12 protein-coding genes and 1 tRNA gene are annotated in these 15,451 nt (G+C 67.0%); 9 read left to right on the top strand and 4 right to left on the bottom strand.

Features of this window, described 5'->3' with window-relative positions; translation table 11 throughout:
* Positions 1 to 14 precede the first annotated feature (14 nt).
* The 5 genes from MHA02_RS00395 to MHA02_RS00375 all read left to right on the top strand — a co-directional run bounded on the left by MHA02_RS00395 (position 15) and on the right by MHA02_RS00375 (position 3,186).
* A tRNA-Leu gene (locus tag MHA02_RS00395) sits at positions 15 to 99 on the top strand.
* Positions 100 to 291: 192 nt separating this feature from the next.
* Positions 292 to 1,563 carry a Coenzyme F420 hydrogenase/dehydrogenase, beta subunit C-terminal domain gene (locus tag MHA02_RS00390; protein ID WP_147075990.1) on the top strand — a complete coding sequence of 424 codons (1,272 nt, stop codon included), beginning with the start codon at positions 292 to 294 and terminating at the stop codon, positions 1,561 to 1,563.
* A 19-nt stretch (positions 1,564 to 1,582) separates the two neighbouring features.
* On the top strand, positions 1,583 to 2,476 hold the full coding sequence (gene chlG / locus MHA02_RS00385) for a chlorophyll synthase ChlG (RefSeq protein ID WP_238180342.1): 894 nt from the start codon (positions 1,583 to 1,585) through the stop codon (positions 2,474 to 2,476).
* Between the two features lie 79 nt (positions 2,477 to 2,555).
* Positions 2,556 to 2,867 carry an EthD family reductase gene (locus tag MHA02_RS00380; protein WP_147075988.1) on the top strand — a complete coding sequence of 104 codons (312 nt, stop codon included), beginning with the start codon at positions 2,556 to 2,558 and terminating at the stop codon, positions 2,865 to 2,867.
* Between the two features lie 16 nt (positions 2,868 to 2,883).
* Positions 2,884 to 3,186 (top strand): hypothetical protein, encoded by a 303-nt coding sequence (locus MHA02_RS00375; RefSeq protein ID WP_147075987.1) that lies wholly within the window; start codon positions 2,884 to 2,886, stop codon positions 3,184 to 3,186.
* A 3-nt stretch (positions 3,187 to 3,189) separates the two neighbouring features.
* Here the strand turns inward: MHA02_RS00375 and MHA02_RS00370 are convergent, their stop codons facing one another.
* On the bottom strand, positions 3,190 to 6,543 hold the full coding sequence (locus tag MHA02_RS00370; RefSeq protein WP_147075986.1) for a PAS domain-containing protein: 3,354 nt from the start codon (positions 6,541 to 6,543) through the stop codon (positions 3,190 to 3,192).
* An 85-nt stretch (positions 6,544 to 6,628) separates the two neighbouring features.
* The gene (locus MHA02_RS00365) at positions 6,629 to 7,921 is read right to left on the bottom strand and encodes an O-antigen ligase family protein (RefSeq protein ID WP_147075985.1); all 1,293 of its coding nucleotides are present in this window, start codon (positions 7,919 to 7,921) and stop codon (positions 6,629 to 6,631) included.
* A gap of 210 nt (positions 7,922 to 8,131) precedes the next feature.
* On the opposite strand from MHA02_RS00365, the gene MHA02_RS00360 reads away from it, so the two are divergent.
* Positions 8,132 to 8,320, top strand: coding sequence for a hypothetical protein (locus MHA02_RS00360; RefSeq protein WP_147075984.1), 189 nt, complete (start codon positions 8,132 to 8,134; stop codon positions 8,318 to 8,320).
* A 57-nt stretch (positions 8,321 to 8,377) separates the two neighbouring features.
* Here MHA02_RS00360 and MHA02_RS00355 read toward each other — a convergent pair whose 3' ends face one another.
* Complete coding sequence (locus tag MHA02_RS00355) at positions 8,378 to 9,124, bottom strand: CDP-diacylglycerol diphosphatase (protein ID WP_147075983.1); 747 nt, start codon at positions 9,122 to 9,124, stop codon at positions 8,378 to 8,380.
* A 138-nt stretch (positions 9,125 to 9,262) separates the two neighbouring features.
* Between MHA02_RS00355 and MHA02_RS00350 the strand changes: the two genes are divergently transcribed.
* On the top strand, positions 9,263 to 9,478 hold the full coding sequence (locus MHA02_RS00350) for a hypothetical protein (protein ID WP_170248941.1): 216 nt from the start codon (positions 9,263 to 9,265) through the stop codon (positions 9,476 to 9,478).
* Between the two features lie 71 nt (positions 9,479 to 9,549).
* Here the strand turns inward: MHA02_RS00350 and MHA02_RS00345 are convergent, their stop codons facing one another.
* Positions 9,550 to 10,533, bottom strand: coding sequence for a CobW family GTP-binding protein (locus tag MHA02_RS00345; RefSeq protein ID WP_147075981.1), 984 nt, complete (start codon positions 10,531 to 10,533; stop codon positions 9,550 to 9,552).
* Between the two features lie 331 nt (positions 10,534 to 10,864).
* Here MHA02_RS00345 and MHA02_RS00340 point away from each other — a divergent pair, with 331 nt between their 5' ends.
* The gene (locus tag MHA02_RS00340; protein WP_238180343.1) at positions 10,865 to 12,226 is read left to right on the top strand and encodes an efflux RND transporter periplasmic adaptor subunit; all 1,362 of its coding nucleotides are present in this window, start codon (positions 10,865 to 10,867) and stop codon (positions 12,224 to 12,226) included.
* Between the two features lie 21 nt (positions 12,227 to 12,247).
* Positions 12,248 to 15,400: an efflux RND transporter permease subunit gene (locus tag MHA02_RS00335; protein ID WP_147075980.1), complete on the top strand. Its 3,153-nt coding sequence runs from the start codon at positions 12,248 to 12,250 to the stop codon at positions 15,398 to 15,400.
* Positions 15,401 to 15,451: the final 51 nt, after the last annotated feature.

Raw genomic sequence — 15,451 nt, 5'->3', positions numbered from 1 at the left:
CGGCGCTGCCGAATGCGGGCGTGGTGGAACTGGTAGACGCGCCGGATTCAAAATCCGGTTCCGCAAGGAGTGTCGGTTCGATTCCGACCGCCCGCACCACTTCTTTTCTGATGTATTTCTCACCATCCCACGCCGGCCGATCACCGGATTTGGCGGTCGACCTGTCAACGGCGCTTTACATCGCCCGCGCGCGGCGGTTGGATGCGTCTTGAGAACGGCTGGACGATGACGCCAGCGGCTTCGGAGTGACCCAGGCGTGTCCGGGACGGTTGTGCGATCGGGCGAAGCATCGTGACCGCGGGTCTCGCTGGGGCTGCCACCGCCACCGTCCCGCCCGTCTGGGCGCCCCCCGTCGGCGAGGCGGTGGCGCGGGATTTGTGCACCGATTGCGGCATCTCCCGGACGGACGACCCAAAACGCTGCGGCCGGGCCTGTCAGTTCATCAGGCCGGATTACGCGGCGCTGGAAAGCCGAGTCCACGGCCGGCCTCGTGATCCGGAGCGGATCGACGAGCGCTTTTTCGGCCCGTTCCGACGGATGCTGCGGGCGAGCCTCGTGCGGCCTGTCGCGGGCGCGCAGTGGACCGGGATCGCGACACGCCTCGCCGAGCGCCTGTTGGAGACCGGGGCGGTCGATGCCGTGCTGACGATGGCGCCGGATCCGGACGATCGCTGGCGGCCGGTGCCGGTGCTGGTCACCAAGGCCGAAGGCTTGGCCTCGTGTCGCGGCATGCGGATGGGCTACGCGCCGCTGCTGGCACTGCTCGAACCGGCGCGCGAACAGGGCTACCGCCGGCTCGCGATCATCGGCATCCCTTGCCAAGTCTACGCTTTGCGGGCGTTGGAAGCGGAACTCGGCTTAGAACGGCTCTACGTCATCGGCACACCCTGCTCGGACAACACCACCACCGAACGGTTCCATGACTTTCTCGCGCTGCTCAGCGAAGCGCCCGAGACGATCGTCTATCTCGAATTCCGGGCCGATTATCACGTCGAACTGCGCTTCGCGGACGGCCGCGTGAAGGAGATCCCCTTCCTGCAATTGCCGATCTCGCGATTGCCGCCGGACTTCTTCCCGCTGACCTGCCGGACCTGCGTCGACTACACCAACGTCCTGGCCGACATCACCGTCGGCTACATGGCCGGCCAGGGCGAGCAATGGCTCATCGTGCGGAACGCGCGTGGCGAGGAGCTGCTCGACCTGCTCGGCGACGAGGTTCGCACGCAGGCGCCCGGCAGCGCCGGCAAGCGCCAGGGGGCCGTGAAGGGCTTCATGGCCAATGTGGAGCGGGCCGCCGGCGGACTGCCGCTGCGGCGCATGCCGGATTGGGTCCGGCCCATCGTCGGCTGGATGATGCCGCGGTTCGGGCCGCGCGGGCTCGAATTTGCCCGCACCCGCGTCGAGATGAAAGCGGTCGAGACGGTGCTGCACCTGCGCCGCGAGCTTCCCCGGCGCCTGCGCCACATGGTGCCGCCGCACGTCTGGGCGCTGGTCGAACCCTATGGGCTGACGCCGGATGCGGACGAGTTGCCCCGCGGCGATGGGCGTCTCGGCAAATCGTGAGGTTTCGGAGATGCAGGGCATGACCACGACGGCCCGGACCTATCCGGCTCCCTCGGCCGTGCTGGAGCTTCTCAAACCTGTGACGTGGTTCCCGCCGATGTGGGCTTTCGGCTGCGGCGTGGTCGCGTCGGGCGTACCGCTCGCCGGCCATTGGGGCATCGCCTTTGTCGGCATCCTGCTCGCCGGGCCGCTCGTCTGTGCCACAAGCCAGGCAGTGAACGACTGGTACGACCGCGAGGTCGACGCCATCAACGAGCCGGACCGGCCGATCCCGTCCGGGCGCATCCCCGGAACTTGGGGTTTTTCGATCGCGGTGGCGTGGACGGGGCTTTCGCTTCTCGTCGCGGCGAGCCTCGGGCTGTGGGTCTTCGTGGCGGCGATCGTCGGGCTGGCGCTAGCCTGGGCCTACAGCGCGCCGCCGCTGCGGCTGAAGCGGAACGGGTGGTGGGGCAACGCCGCCTGCGGGCTCTGCTACGAAGGCCTCGCCTGGGTCACCGGCGCGGCGGTGATGATCGGCGGCGCCCTGCCGCCGGCCCCGACGCTGATCCTCGCGTTGCTCTACAGCGCGGGTGCCCACGGCATCATGACGCTCAACGACTTCAAGTCGGTCCGGGGCGACCTGCAGATGGGCATCCGCTCGCTGCCGGCGATGCTCGGGCCGGAACGCGCGGCACGCGTCGCCTGCTGGGTCATGGCCGTGCCGCAGGTGGTGGTGATCGGGCTCCTGCTCGCCTGGGACCGGCCGATCCAGGCGGGAATCGTCATCGCCTTCCTGATCGGACAGATCGTCCTGATGCGGCGCTTCCTGAAGGCGCCGACGGAGCGGGCGATCTGGTACAGCGGCTTCGGCGTGCCGCTCTACGTCTTCGGCATGCTGGCAAGCGCTTTCGCGGTTCGCGGGATGGTGCCGTAGCGCGGCATCGTCCGTTGCTTCCCCGACGACGAATGATCTATCTCCCCGCGACACCGACAAGAAATCAGGAGAGAACGCCATGGTCCTCATCAGCGTGATGTATCCAGCCGGAGCCGGAACCCGCTTCGACATGGATTACTATCTGAAGACGCACATGCCGCTGGTCAGCGAGCGCTGGTCCTCCCAGGGCCTGCATGGCTACGAAGTGATCAAGGGCGTCGCCACCCCGGACGGCACCCCGCCGCCCTTCCAGGTGATCGCGCTGCTGCGTTTCGAATCGGCCGAGGCTTTCAAGGCGGCCGCCGAGGCGAACGGCCCGGAGATCTTCGGCGACATCCCGAACTTCACCGACACCCAGGCCGCCGTCCAGATCAACGACTTCGCCGAGTAGCGCGGACCTTCAACCGATGATCGACATCATCCAGCAGGTCCGGGGGAGCAATCCGGCGCTCCCCACGACCATCATCGTGCTGCGCGCGGATTCCCGTGCGCTGGCCGATCCCGAAAACCTGACGCCCGAGGCGCAGGCCTGGGTCGACGAGAAGACCCCGGGCGCCCGGCTCTCGCGGGAATCGGTCCTGCTCGCACCCTATCCCGGAGCGATGCCGACCGAGCGCAAGGTCACGGTGCTCGCGTTCTCGGATGCGCGCCACCTCGCGGCGTTCGCGACCGCCTGGACGGCCGATCCGATCCCGGAGGGCGAGGAATGACCCTCAGGCCGCGCGCAGCGCCTGGATCGTTCGGATCGTGCCCCGGCGCAGCTCCGTGAGACGGTAGATCAGGGGGCCGAGATTGTCGCCGGAGTGGCAGGCGGTCTCGACCTCGCGGCACAGGGCCGAGAGGCCAGCGAAGCCGAGGATGCCGGCTGCCGAGATCATGGCGTGGGCGTCATGCGCGAGCTGGCCCCGGTCGACGATCGCGTTCTGCCGCAGGTCCATCGCGTCGAAGCGTGTCCGCAACTCGGTTTCGAGCAGCATCAGCAGCGACTGCGTACGCTCCGGCCCCATCCGATCGCGGATGTTGGCGAAGGCGTCGGCGTCGAGGATCGTCTCGCCGCGATCGATCTCCGCGGAAGGGGAGGCGTGTTCGCGGCGGCGGGCGCGCTCGCGGTCGACCCAGAGATCGATGGCCGCGTAGAGCTCCGGCCGCTTGAACGGCTTGCCGACATGGTCGTTCATGCCGGCATCCTGCAGGTCGTCGACCTGCCGCGGCAGCACGTTGGCCGTCATCGCGACGATCGGCACCTGTCCGGCATGGCCGGGCATGGCGCGGATCAGGCGGGTCGCGGTCAATCCGTCCATACCGGGCATCTGCACGTCCATCAGGACGAGATCGTAAGGCGTCGGCCCATCGGCCGTCGCCTGAACCCTGGCGACAGCATCTGCGCCGTCCTCCACGATGTCGACCCGGTAACCCCTGATCTCCAGAACCGCACGCGCGAGTTCCTGGTTGATTCGCACGTCCTCGACGAGGAGCAGGCGCACCGGCGCCTCGCCATCCTCGAGTTCCGACGCAGCCTGCGCCGCGGCGACGGGGGCGGGCACGGCCCTGGGCGATAGGTCCGGCACGCTCTCGCGGCGCGGCAGGGCCAGGGTGAACCAGAAGGTCGAGCCGATGCCGGCCTCGCTCTCGACGCCGATCTCGCCGCCCATCATCGTCAGCAGATGTCGGCAGATGGCGAGGCCGAGCCCCGAGCCGCCGAAGCGCCGGCTGATCGAGCCGTCCACCTGGCTGAAGCGCTTGAACAGCCGCTCCAGCTGTTCCGGTGCGATGCCGATGCCGGTATCGGTGACCGTGAAACGCATGGCTTCGGCGGTCTCGCCATTCGGCAGGGCGCGCTGGCCCTCGTGCGTGACCGCGAGCGTCACCGAGCCGGCCGGCGTGAACTTCACGGCGTTGTTCAGGAGGTTGAGCAGCACCTGCCGCAGGCGGCTCGCATCGCCGAACACGAAGTCGGGCAGGCTCGGATCGACGCTGCATGCGATGGCCAGCGGGCTCTTGAGGGCGCTGCCACGCACGATCGAAACCGTGTTGTCCACGAGGACGTGGAGCGGGAAGGCGATCGGGTCGAGTTCGAACTGGCCCGCTTCGATCTTGGAAAAGTCGAGGATGTCGTTGACGACCGTCAGCAGCGCCGCGCCGGAGCCCTGGATCAGTTCCAGCCGGTGCCGGTCCTCCGGACTGTGCCGCCGCCCTTCGAGGAGGAGGTCCGCGTAGCCGAGGATGCCGTTCAGCGGCGTGCGGATCTCATGGCTCATCGCCGCGAGGAAATCGCTCTTGGCCTCACTGGCCCGCTCGGCCTCGACGCGGGCCGCTTCCGCTGCCGCGGTCGCCGCCTGGAGCGCGGCTTCCGCGTGCTTGCGTTCGGTCACGTCGAAGCTAAGGCCGACCATGCGGATCGGCCGGCCGGCGTCGTCGTAGAGCGCGCGGCCGCAGACATGCATCCAGCGCTCGGACGCACCGGCGATGATCCGGTACTCGGTGACGTAATCCTCCCGCAGCTCGACGGCCCGGCGGATCGCATCCCAGACGATGCTCCGGTCGTCGGGATGGACCATGCCCGTCCAGGCCGAGGACGGAATTGCCAGGGGACCGTCGTCGGGCAGGCCGTAGAGCCGCTGGTGTTCGCGATCGAGGGCGACGACGCCCGTCTCCATGTCGTAGTCCCATGCGCCCGCGTCGGCGGCTTCCTGGGCGAGGCGCAGGAGATTGCCCGTCTCTTCGAGCCGCTTCTGCGTCGTGATGATGTCGTCGACGTCCAGCGCCGTACCGAGCCATTCCGCAGCCGCCCCGTCCCGAGCGGGCGCGATCGGGATCATCACGATCCGGTGCCAGCGATACACCCCATCGTGCCGGCGCAGCCGTACCTCGACGTTGAACGGCGTGTCGGCGATCCGCGCCTCCCGCCATGCCGCGTCCAGGAGGCTGGCATCGTCGGGATGGGCCCGATCGCGGCGGTCGGCCCGCTCGTGACCGATCGGCCCGTAATAGGTGTTGAAGCAGGTGTTGGCGTAGGTCGCCCTGCCATCCTCGGTACGCGCCGCCCAGACAAGAAGCGGGAGCGCCTCGGCCAGGATCCGATACCGGGCCTCGCTGCGGGCGAGGGCGGCTTCCGCGGCTTTCCGCTCGGTGATGTCCAGAACGGTGCCGAACAGGCCCATGACATGGCCGCCGGGGCCGGTCTCGCAGATCCCGCTGACCGTCACGTCGCGGATCTCGCCCCCGGGCCGGAGGACCCGCGCCTCGTAGGCGTAGCCGGTGCCGTTGCGTATGGAGTCCTGTACGATGGCTGAGACCCGCTCGCGGTCGTCGGGATGGTAGATCTCGCTCAGCGCGCTGCCGAGCAACGGGATCGGTGCGCCGGGCTCGAGACCGAGGATGCCATAGGTGCCGTCGGACCAGACCGGCTTGCCGTCGGCCAGCGCGACGCGCCAATGTCCGACATGCGCCATGCTTTCGGCCAGCGTCAGGAGGCGGTTCGCGTCGCCCAGGGCCGCTTCCCGCATACGCAGCTGCGCCGCCTGGGCCTCGATCACCTGCTCGCGGGCCATGCGGGCCGTTGCCTCGCGCTCACGCGAGCTGTTGGCCTCGTGCAGGCGCAGATGGGCGACGACGATCTCGGCGAGGTCGCGCAGGGCTGCGACGTCATCTCCGGAGAAATCTCGCGGCCTCGTATCGATGAGACAGAGCGCTCCGATCCTGATGCCGGAGCGCAGGATCAGCGGCGCGCCGGCGTAGAAGCGGACATTGGCCTCGCCGGCGACCAGTGCGTTGGCGGCGAACTGCGGATCCAGACTGGCGTCGGTGACGACGAGGACGTCATCGCTGCGGATGGTGTGGTCGCAGAAGGTTGCGGCCCGCGGCAGGTTCTGCGGGATAAGATCGCACGGCGTCTTCAGCCACTGCCGTTCGGCATCGACGAGCGACACGAAAGCCGACGGCACGGCGAACATCCGCTGCGCCGTTCGGCAGACGGCCTCGAAATGTTCTTGTGAGGGGGTGTCCAGGATCTGCAGGGCATAGAGCGCGGCGAGACGTTCCGCTTCGCCGGACGGGCACGTGCTCACCTGACAAGTCCCCCGGCATGCCGCATCGGGTACGCGCTCTGGTATTTTTCGCGCCACCGTTGGCGTGATCGATAATTAACGATGATTAAGCAGCCGTTAACGGCCGCGGTTCGGCTCGTGGAGTGTGTTGCCTCCGCGCGAGCCATTGCAATCGCGCCGCCTCCAACCCCCAGACCATGCCGAGCAACATGTAGACGTGGCGCCACTTTTCGATGTCGATCTGCATGGCCTGCAGGAAGAACATCAGCAACGCCGGCCACACCACCTGTGCCTGCGCCCGCAGCGGCGTATCGCGCAGCGTCAGCCGGAAGCCGATGAACGCCGTCGCCAGCACGAGCACGATGAACACCGCACCACCGAGCCAGCCGCCATTGGCAAAGCTTCCGATATAGGAGTTGTGCGGCTCCAGCTGAAAGATCAGCCGCCAGTGCATCGGTCCCATGCCGAAGGGAAGCTCGAGCAGCATGACGATGCCGCGAAGCTGGTTTCCGAAGCGCCCGGTCTCGCCTTCGTCATAGTCCTGCGTCACCGCGGCACGGCTCTCGAACATCTTGGCGATGTGGTCGACCGAGAGCAGCCCGATCACCGCGACGATCCCGATGGCGATGGTGACGAGCGACAGGGTGACGATGCGCCGACGCAGGGGACCCGAGTCGCTGGTGCGGTAGACCGAGAGGATCATCAGCCCGGTCGCGATCACCGTTCCGCCCCAGGAGCCGCGGGAGAACGACAGGAAGATGCCGGCGAGGATGATCAGCAGCCCGGCGAACGACAGCAACGGCCGCCGCGCCGTGCCCGTGAGCAGCGCATGCATCAAGTAGAGCGCGCCGAGCGTGAGGAACGAGCCGAACACGTTCGGGTCCTGAAACGTGCCCGACGCGCGGCCGTATTTGTAGAAGAGATCCTCGATGCCGAGAACCTGCATGTAGCCGACGATGCCGAGGCAAGCTGAAAACACGCAGCTCGCGGTGTAGGCCTTGAGCGCCAGTTCCATCCGGTTCTCGGTGTCGTCCGAGAATAGCATCGCGAAAAAGATGCCGGTGATCACGAGATAGATGAGCTGGATCGTCCAGGTTACTGGGAAGGGCTCGGCCAGATACGGCATCAGGCTGGTGCCGATCGCCATGAGATAGAGCAGCAGCAGGCCGACGAGCGGCATCACGCCACGGTGCAGCCGGATGCCGAGGGCAAGCCAGAGCGCCATCGTCGGGAAAGCAATGACGTCGTAGGGCGCGACGTCGGAAAATGCGAAACAGGCGAAGAAGATGAAAGCCGCGAGCAGCACCTTCGCCAGCCCCATGAGGGCCGCGACGATCGGGATCTCGGCCCAGGCGCCCGCGCTTCCACGCGAGGACAGGGTGGCGGCCGTGGACGGCATGGCTCGACGCGCTCCGCGGACCGCCCGACGCAACATCCGGAACAGCACCCCGCATCGGGCGCCGTCCCGCTCACACGCGGTCCCGTACAGGCTTCGATGACAGCATCGAATGGTTGAGATTCACGAAATATCGGACATGGTCGCGCCCTTGCCGGTCTGTGTTGGGGCCGTTCCGCCACCGCAAGCGTTACCTCCTCTTTAGGAGGCCGCATGAAGAACCCCGTGATGAGCTTCTGGCTCTCGTCCGCCAACCAGGCCGCCGGATGGTGGATGGGCCACGCCGCCAATGCCGTTCGGGCGCAGCAGCGTGCGGCGGTCAACGAGATGACGAAGGCCGTGACCGGCGCCAAGCCGAAGCGGAAGAGGCGGGTGAAGCGGAAGGCAGCAGCCCGGCGGTAAATCCGATCCGGCCAAGCCGCTTCCCGACGGGCCGGCTTCGTTCCGTCGAACGGAGACCTATCGCGCTGCCGTCTTGGCTGCCAGCGCGCAGTCATGGTCGAGCAGACGTTCGGCGTGACTGTCGGCAGCACGGTAGGCGAGCAGGTAGGCGCCCCGGACCGGATCGTCTGCCGACGTTTCGATCAGCGCGAAACTCGTTCTGCGCAGGTCGTGCGACCCTGGCAGATGGGCGAGAGCCGCGAACGGGTTGAGGTCCTCCAGAGCCGTTTCCGGGATCATCCTCCCGTAGTAGCGCTCGTGTTCGAGCGGAAAGGGCAGAAGACTCCATTCGCGCGTGAAGGCGCCGGCATGGGATCGAAGGATTGCACGGACTGCGGGCTGAACGCAGTCGAGATGGATGTGCAGTTGGTCCTGCGAACGACCGCCCCGCGAGTTCACAGCCATCCCCACGTTGCGGAGGTCGAGACGGCCGTTCAGGGAGTCCGTGACGTAGTGCCGGGACCCCATCGTGGCCCGCCAGTACGCCGCGCCTGCGGCGGAGCGCAGGGACATGTCCTCCAGGCCGACGATTTTGGCTATCGGCATCACCACCACCTCCGTCTTCAGAAGCGGGGCCTTCAGCACTGCGAAGCCGGGCGTGGCGGCATTCCCGAGGTCGACCCGGAGACACGGAAAGGGCTTTCCGAAGGTGGACTGGGCTGCGACGCAGGTTCGTGTGACCACCCATAGCGTGTCGCGCGTCACCTCGGCCGCGGCGGCACCGGCGACGACGAGCAGAGCGAGCGAGGCGAGGGCGGCGCGCATGAGACCCTGTAGCATCGTGCCGGTTACGAAATCAGAGTATCGCCGACAGGTGCGGCCCAGGCAGGCAGCGGCCCAAGAGCCGTCTCACGAAACCAATCGCCACGCCCGCCGTTCGCCACTCTGGAAACGGAGAGCATGATGGACCGGGAACGCGACCGCGACGCGGCGACGAGTTTGATTGAGGAGCACGACGAGAAAGTCGGCAACGACACCCGGGAGCGAGAACGTCCGGGGCAGGGCGACCCAGCGAGTAAACCCATCGATGGCCAGAAGCCGCCGCCGACGACCAAGAAAAAGTCCGGCGGGGACGAGGCACAGCCGAGTTCGGATCCGGGGCCATTCGCACCCCGCTGACGATCCGGCCTCATAGAAGGAGCCGTCGCGCACGGAGTGCGACGGCTTCGATAATCAGTGAGGGAACGGCTCTACACGCCGCACGACAAAAACCCCGCACGAATCGCCTCCGGGTCGAGCTTGCGCCCGATGAAGACCGCCCGCGACACGCGGGCCTCGTCATCCTTCCACGGACCCTGAAGGTCGCCGTCGAGGATCTGGTGGACGCCCTGGAAGACGAAGCGCTGCGGCTCGTCGGGGAAGGCGACGATGCCCTTGCAGCGCAGGATGTCCGGCCCCTGGACCTGGGTCAGGGTCGAGATCCACGGCATGAATTTTTCGGGGTCGACCGGGCCGTCGATCTTGGCCGAGACCGATTGCATGTCGTCGTCGTGGTGATGGTGATGGCCCTCTTCGAGGAAGTCCGGTTCGATGTCGAGGATGCGGGATAGGTCGAAGGCGTTGCGGTCGAGCACCTGATCGAGGGCCACGTCGCAGCGGCTGGTGCGGTGGACCTTCGCGTATGGATTGATCGACCGGATCAAGCCCTCGACGCGGTCGAGGTCGGCCGGCTCGACGAGATCGGCCTTGTTCAGCAGGATCACGTCGGCGAAGGCGATCTGGTTCTTGGCCTCGGGCGCGTCCTTGAGGCGGTCCGCGAGCCAATTCGCATCGGCCACCGTCACGACGGCGTCCAGACGGGCGGCGCTGCCGACGTCCTCGTCGATGAAGAAGGTCTGCGCGACGGGGGCGGGGTCGGCGAGCCCGGTGGTCTCGACGATGATCGCGTCGAACTTGCCGCGCCGCTTCACCAGCCCGTCCATGATCCGGATCAGGTCGCCGCGCACCGTGCAGCAGACGCAGCCGTTGTTCATCTCGAACACTTCCTCGTCGGCGCCGATGACGAGGTCGTTGTCGATGCCGATCTCGCCGAACTCGTTGACGATCACGGCGTAGCGCTTGCCGTGGTTCTCGGTGAGGATGCGGTTCAGGAGCGTCGTCTTGCCCGCACCGAGATAGCCGGTAAGCACCGTGACGGGGATCTTTTCCGAGGTGGGACGCGCGGTATCGGACATGAGGACTCGTCGGGCTGTGGCAGACAGTGGATGACGTAGCGAACCGTCATATTGTGTCATCGGGCGCCGGATAGAAGGCATCCCGCAGCGGGCGCATACGGCGTCCGCCGTTATTTCCAGCCATGCCCGAGCTGCACTTGCCAGCACAGCCCAAGCTTGGCAGTGCGAGGCGGCGTAACACGGCTTTCGTCAGGCCTTCGAACGACGCCGAGCAGCCTGCCTTATAGAAGCCGAAACAAGCGGTTCTGTGATTCGCAGGCGCCGCTTCGTTTCGCTGATTCGCACCCGATCGACGACACCCGCGGCATCGCGACCTTGAGCCCGAGACCGAATGGACGCGCGCACACCCGTTGAGCCCGAGGCGGATTCCGCCCGCGCGTATTTCGAGGCGACGCGCGAGCGGCCCCGCCGCGCGTCGATGCTCACGCTCGGCCTCCTGCTGTCGGTGGTCGTCGCGCTCGTCGCCGCCGTCGCCATCTGGCCGCAGCCGGTGCGCGATCTCGCCGAGAAGTCCCTCGCGCTTGCGCAGGACATGATGCCGGGAAAGAGCGAGCCCAAGGACGACGAGGGCGCAAGATCCGCCAAGAGGAATGCCGCCGCGGGCGAGCGCGTCTTCCGGCCGACGAAGGAACAGCGGACGGCCTTGGAGATCAAGCCGGTCGCATTCGTGACCTTCCGGCCGGAATACTCGGCGGAGGGCCGTATCGCGGTCAACGAGGACGACAACGTGCCCGTCACTTCGCCCTATTCGGGCCGCGTGACCAAAGTGCTGGCCCGCGCCGGCGACGACGTGAAGGCGGGCCAGGTCCTCCTGACCATCGAAGCCAGCGACATGGTTCAGGCTCAGAACGACTACCAGGGCGCGCTCAACGGCCTGGACAAGGCCAGGGCGCTCTACAAGCTCGAACAGAACATCGCCGTGCGCCAGCAGGAGTTGTTTCAGGCCCGCGCCACAGCGCTGAAGGACTACGAATCGGCGCAGAACGACGTCATCGCAGCACAGAGCGACCTCAAGACCGCCGAGGCGACGCTTCAGGCCGGCCGCAACAAGCTCAGGCTGCTCGGCAAGACCGACGAGGAGATCTCGGCCTTCGAGAAGGCCGGCCGGATGAGCGCCGAGACCGAGGTGCGCGCGCCGATCGCCGGCACCATCGTCCAGCGCAAGGTCGGCGTCGGGCAGTACATCTCGTCCTCCGGCGACCCGCTCTTCGTGATCGGGGATCTCTCGACGGTGTGGCTCATCGCCAACGTCCGCGAGAGCGAGGTGCCGAAGGTGCGCATCGGCCAGGAGATCGACGCCCGCGTCGTCGGCTTCCCGCGCACGATCTTCCGGGCCAAGATCAGCTACATCGCCACCAGCCTCGACCCGGCGACGCGCCGGCTCGGCGTGCGCAGCGAGCTCGACAATCCCGACCGCTCGCTCAAGCCCGAGATGTTCGCGAACTTCACCATCGTCACCGGCGGCGACCGGTTCTCGCCGAGCGTGCCGAGCGCGGCCGTCGTCTACGAGGGCGACAAGGCGCATGTCTGGGTGTCGCGACCCGACGGCGCCATCGAAGCGCGCGATGTGAAACTCGGTCTGACCAACGGCGACAACGTCCAGGTGGTCGAGGGCCTCAAGACGGGCGAGGAGGTCGTGACGCGCGGCGCCATCTTCATCGACCGTGCGGCGACCGGCAGCAACGCGTCCTGACGATCGGACTGAGGGCGCACCATGAACAGTCTGATCGTCTTCTCCCTCAAGCAGCGCGTACTGGTCTTCCTGCTGTTCCTGATGACCCTCGGGATCGGTTACGCAAGCTATCTGCAGCTCAACATCGAGGCCTATCCGGATCCGGTGCCGCCGCTCGTCGACGTCATCACGCAGTTGCCGGGGCAGTCGGCCGACGAGATCGAGCGCTACATCACGATTCCGCTGGAGGTGCAGCTCGCCGGCATCCCGAACGCAACGGTCGTCCGCACGATCTCGCTGTTCGGCCTCTCCGACGTGAAGGTGCAGTTCAACTACGAGTTCACCTACCAGGAGGCGCTGCAGCGGGTGCTCAACCGCCTGTCGCAACTTCCGCCGTTGCCGAACAACGCCCAGCCGCAGATCTCGCCGACGAGCCCCGTGGGCGAGATCATGCGCTACAAGATCACCGGCCCCGCGGGTTACACGCCGACGGACCTCAAGACGCTTCAGGACTGGGTGCTGCAGCGCCGCTTCAAGGCGATCCCCGGCGTCGTCGACGTCACCGCCTTCGGCGGCAAGGCCAAAGAATACGAGATCGCCGTCGACCTCAACCGGCTCCAGGCCTTTGGCCTGACGCTGGTCCAGGTGATCACCGCGCTCAACAATTCGAGCATCAACGTCGGCGGCCAGACGCTGAATGTCGGCGAGCAATCGGCCGTCGTGCGCGGCGTCGGCCTGATCCGCGACATGGACGACATCCGCGAGACCATGCTGACGCAGGTCAAGGGCGTTCCTGTTCTGGTCCGTCACGTTGCGGAGGTTCGCGTGTCGAGCGCGCCGCGCCTCGGCATCGTCGGCCATGACGGCGCGAGCGACATCGTCGAGGGCATCGTCCTGATGAGCCGCGGCGGCGAGAGCCTGCCGACCCTGCGCCGGGTCGAGGCCGAGATCGAGCGGATCAATGCGTCCACGATCCTGCCACCGGGCGTGAAGATCGAGCGCATCTACGACCGCAGCGGGCTCATCGAGACCACGACGCACACCGTGATGCACAACCTCGTATTCGGCGTGGTGCTCGTGTTCGTGGTGCAGTGGCTGTTTCTCGGCTCGCTCCGCAGCGCGATCATCGTGGCGGCGACGATTCCGTTCGCGCTGGGCTTCGCCATCGCGATCCTGGTGATCCGCGGCGATTCCGCGAACCTGCTATCCCTCGGCGCCATCGATTTCGGGCTGATCGTCGATGCGACCGTGATCATGGTCGAGAACGTATTCCGGCACGTCGCAGAGCCCGAACACAGCGAGGGCCAGACACCGCCGGGCGGCCTGACCGGGCGGCTCGGCATCATCGGCATCGCCGGGGCCGAGGTGAACCGGGCGATCTTCTTCTCGGCGACGATCATCATCGTCGGCTTCCTGCCGCTCTTCACGCTGACCGGCGTCGAGGGCCACATCTTCGGGCCGATGGCGAAGACCTACGCCTACGCGCTGATCGGCGGCCTGCTCGCGACCTTCACGGTCTCGCCGGCACTGGCGGCGCTGATCCTGCCCAATCACGTCGAGGAGCGCGACACGCTCATCGTGCGGGCCATGCGCTTCGGGCACGTCATCGTCCTGCGCCTCGCCCTGAACCACAAGGTGATCGCCCTCGGCCTGATCGTCGCGGTGCTCGCCGCCGCCGGCATCGCCAGCAAGACCCTCGGCCTGGAATTCCTGCCGAAGCTGGAAGAGGGCAACCTTTATATCCGAGGCACCATGCCCGGCTCGATCTCGCTGGAGGCCGGCAATTCCTATGTCGAGAAGATCCGCGGCATCGTGCGCGAGGTGCCGGAGGTCGTCACCGTGCTCTCGCACCAAGGCCGTCCGAGCGACGGCACCGACGCGACCGGCTTCTTCAACGTGGAGATCCTGGCGCCGCTGAAGCCCATCGACGAATGGCGCAAAGGCGTCACCAAGGAAGAGATCATCGCCGATCTCCAGAAGAAGTTTGCGGCTGATTTTCCGGGGATCGAGTTCAACTTCTCCCAGTACATCGAAGACAACGTCCAGGAGGCAGCCTCGGGCGTGAAGGGCGAGAACTCGGTCAAGATCTACGGCAGCGACCTCGAAGAGATCACCAAGGCCGCGAACAAGATCAAGTCGGTGCTCGCCACCGTCGCCGGCGTCGAGGATCTCGCGGTCTTCACCTCCCTGGGTCAGCCGACGGTGCGGATCGACGTCGATCGTCGCAAGGCGGCGCGCTTCGGGCTGTCGCCCGGCGACGTGAACACCACCGTTCAGGCCGCCATCGGCGGACAGGCGGCGGGCGATCTCTACGAATACGGCTCGGACCGGCACTTCCCGATGCGTGTGCGCCTCGCGCCGGAGTATCGCCGCTCGCTCGAGACGATCCGCAACATCACCATCGGCGCGCAGCAGGGTGACACCGTGGTGCAGGTGCCCCTCTCCGAGATCGCCAGCGTCGACCTCGTCTCCGGCGCGGCCTTCATCTACCGCGAGGACCAGGAGCGCTACATCCCGGTGAAATTCTCGGTACGCGGGCGCGATCTCGGCAGTGCGGTGATCGAGGCGCAGGAGCGCGTTGCACGGGAGGTCGAGCTCCCGGCCGGCTACCACCTCGAATGGGTCGGGCAGTTCACCAACCTGCAGGACGCCGTCGCGCGCCTGTCGGTGGTGGTTCCGATCACGCTCGCGCTCATCGCCCTGCTGCTCTACGTCAACTTCGCCTCCGTCGTGGACATGCTGCTGACCCTCAGCGTGATCCCGATGGCGATGATCGGCGGCATCTTCGCCCTGGTGTTCACGGGCACGCCGTTCTCGATCTCGGCGGCGATCGGCTTCATCGCGCTGTTCGGCATCTCGACGATGGAGGGCGTGATCCTGCTCGCCTACTACAACCAGCTCATCGACGAGGGGCAGGCGCGGCGGGACGCCGTCTGGAACGCCGCCAACATCCGCATGCGGCCGGTGATGATGACCTGCGTCGCGGCCTGCGTCGGCCTGCTTCCGGCCGCGGTCTCCACCGGTATCGGCTCGCAGGTACAGAAGCCGCTGGCCCTGGTGGTGGTCGGCGGCATCACCCTGGCGCCAAACCTCATCCTCGTCGTGGTGCCCGTCCTGATCTCCCTATTTTCCCGTCGCCCCCCCCAAAGGGCAGCCGAGGGGCAGGGCGCTCACCGGCATGCGGCTGCGGCCTGATCGGGCGCGTCCCGTGATGCACCGGCAACAGGCCGCCGAAAGGCTTCGGCG

The sequence above is a fragment of the Methylobacterium haplocladii genome (assembly GCF_007992175.1).
Taxonomy (GTDB): Bacteria; Pseudomonadota; Alphaproteobacteria; order Rhizobiales; family Beijerinckiaceae; genus Methylobacterium; species Methylobacterium haplocladii.
Note: the sequence above shows the minus strand (reverse complement) of the source record. Positions and strands in the feature narration are given on the sequence as shown.

Bases quoted from the DNA above. Each gene is read 5' to 3' on its own strand.
- MHA02_RS00345 (WP_147075981.1), bottom strand. From the start codon at position 10,533: ATGTCCGATACCGCGCGTCCCACCTCGGAAAAGATCCCCGTCACGGTG.
- MHA02_RS00340 (WP_238180343.1), top strand. From the start codon at position 10,865: ATGGACGCGCGCACACCCGTTGAGCCCGAGGCGGATTCCGCCCGCGCG.
- chlG (WP_238180342.1), top strand. From the start codon at position 1,583: ATGACCACGACGGCCCGGACCTATCCGGCTCCCTCGGCCGTGCTGGAG.
- MHA02_RS00380 (WP_147075988.1), top strand. From the start codon at position 2,556: ATGGTCCTCATCAGCGTGATGTATCCAGCCGGAGCCGGAACCCGCTTC.
- MHA02_RS00360 (WP_147075984.1), top strand. From the start codon at position 8,132: ATGAAGAACCCCGTGATGAGCTTCTGGCTCTCGTCCGCCAACCAGGCC.
- MHA02_RS00355 (WP_147075983.1), bottom strand. From the start codon at position 9,124: ATGCGCGCCGCCCTCGCCTCGCTCGCTCTGCTCGTCGTCGCCGGTGCC.
- MHA02_RS00375 (WP_147075987.1), top strand. From the start codon at position 2,884: ATGATCGACATCATCCAGCAGGTCCGGGGGAGCAATCCGGCGCTCCCC.
- MHA02_RS00350 (WP_170248941.1), top strand. From the start codon at position 9,263: ATGGACCGGGAACGCGACCGCGACGCGGCGACGAGTTTGATTGAGGAG.
- MHA02_RS00335 (WP_147075980.1), top strand. From the start codon at position 12,248: ATGAACAGTCTGATCGTCTTCTCCCTCAAGCAGCGCGTACTGGTCTTC.
- MHA02_RS00365 (WP_147075985.1), bottom strand. From the start codon at position 7,921: ATGCCGTCCACGGCCGCCACCCTGTCCTCGCGTGGAAGCGCGGGCGCC.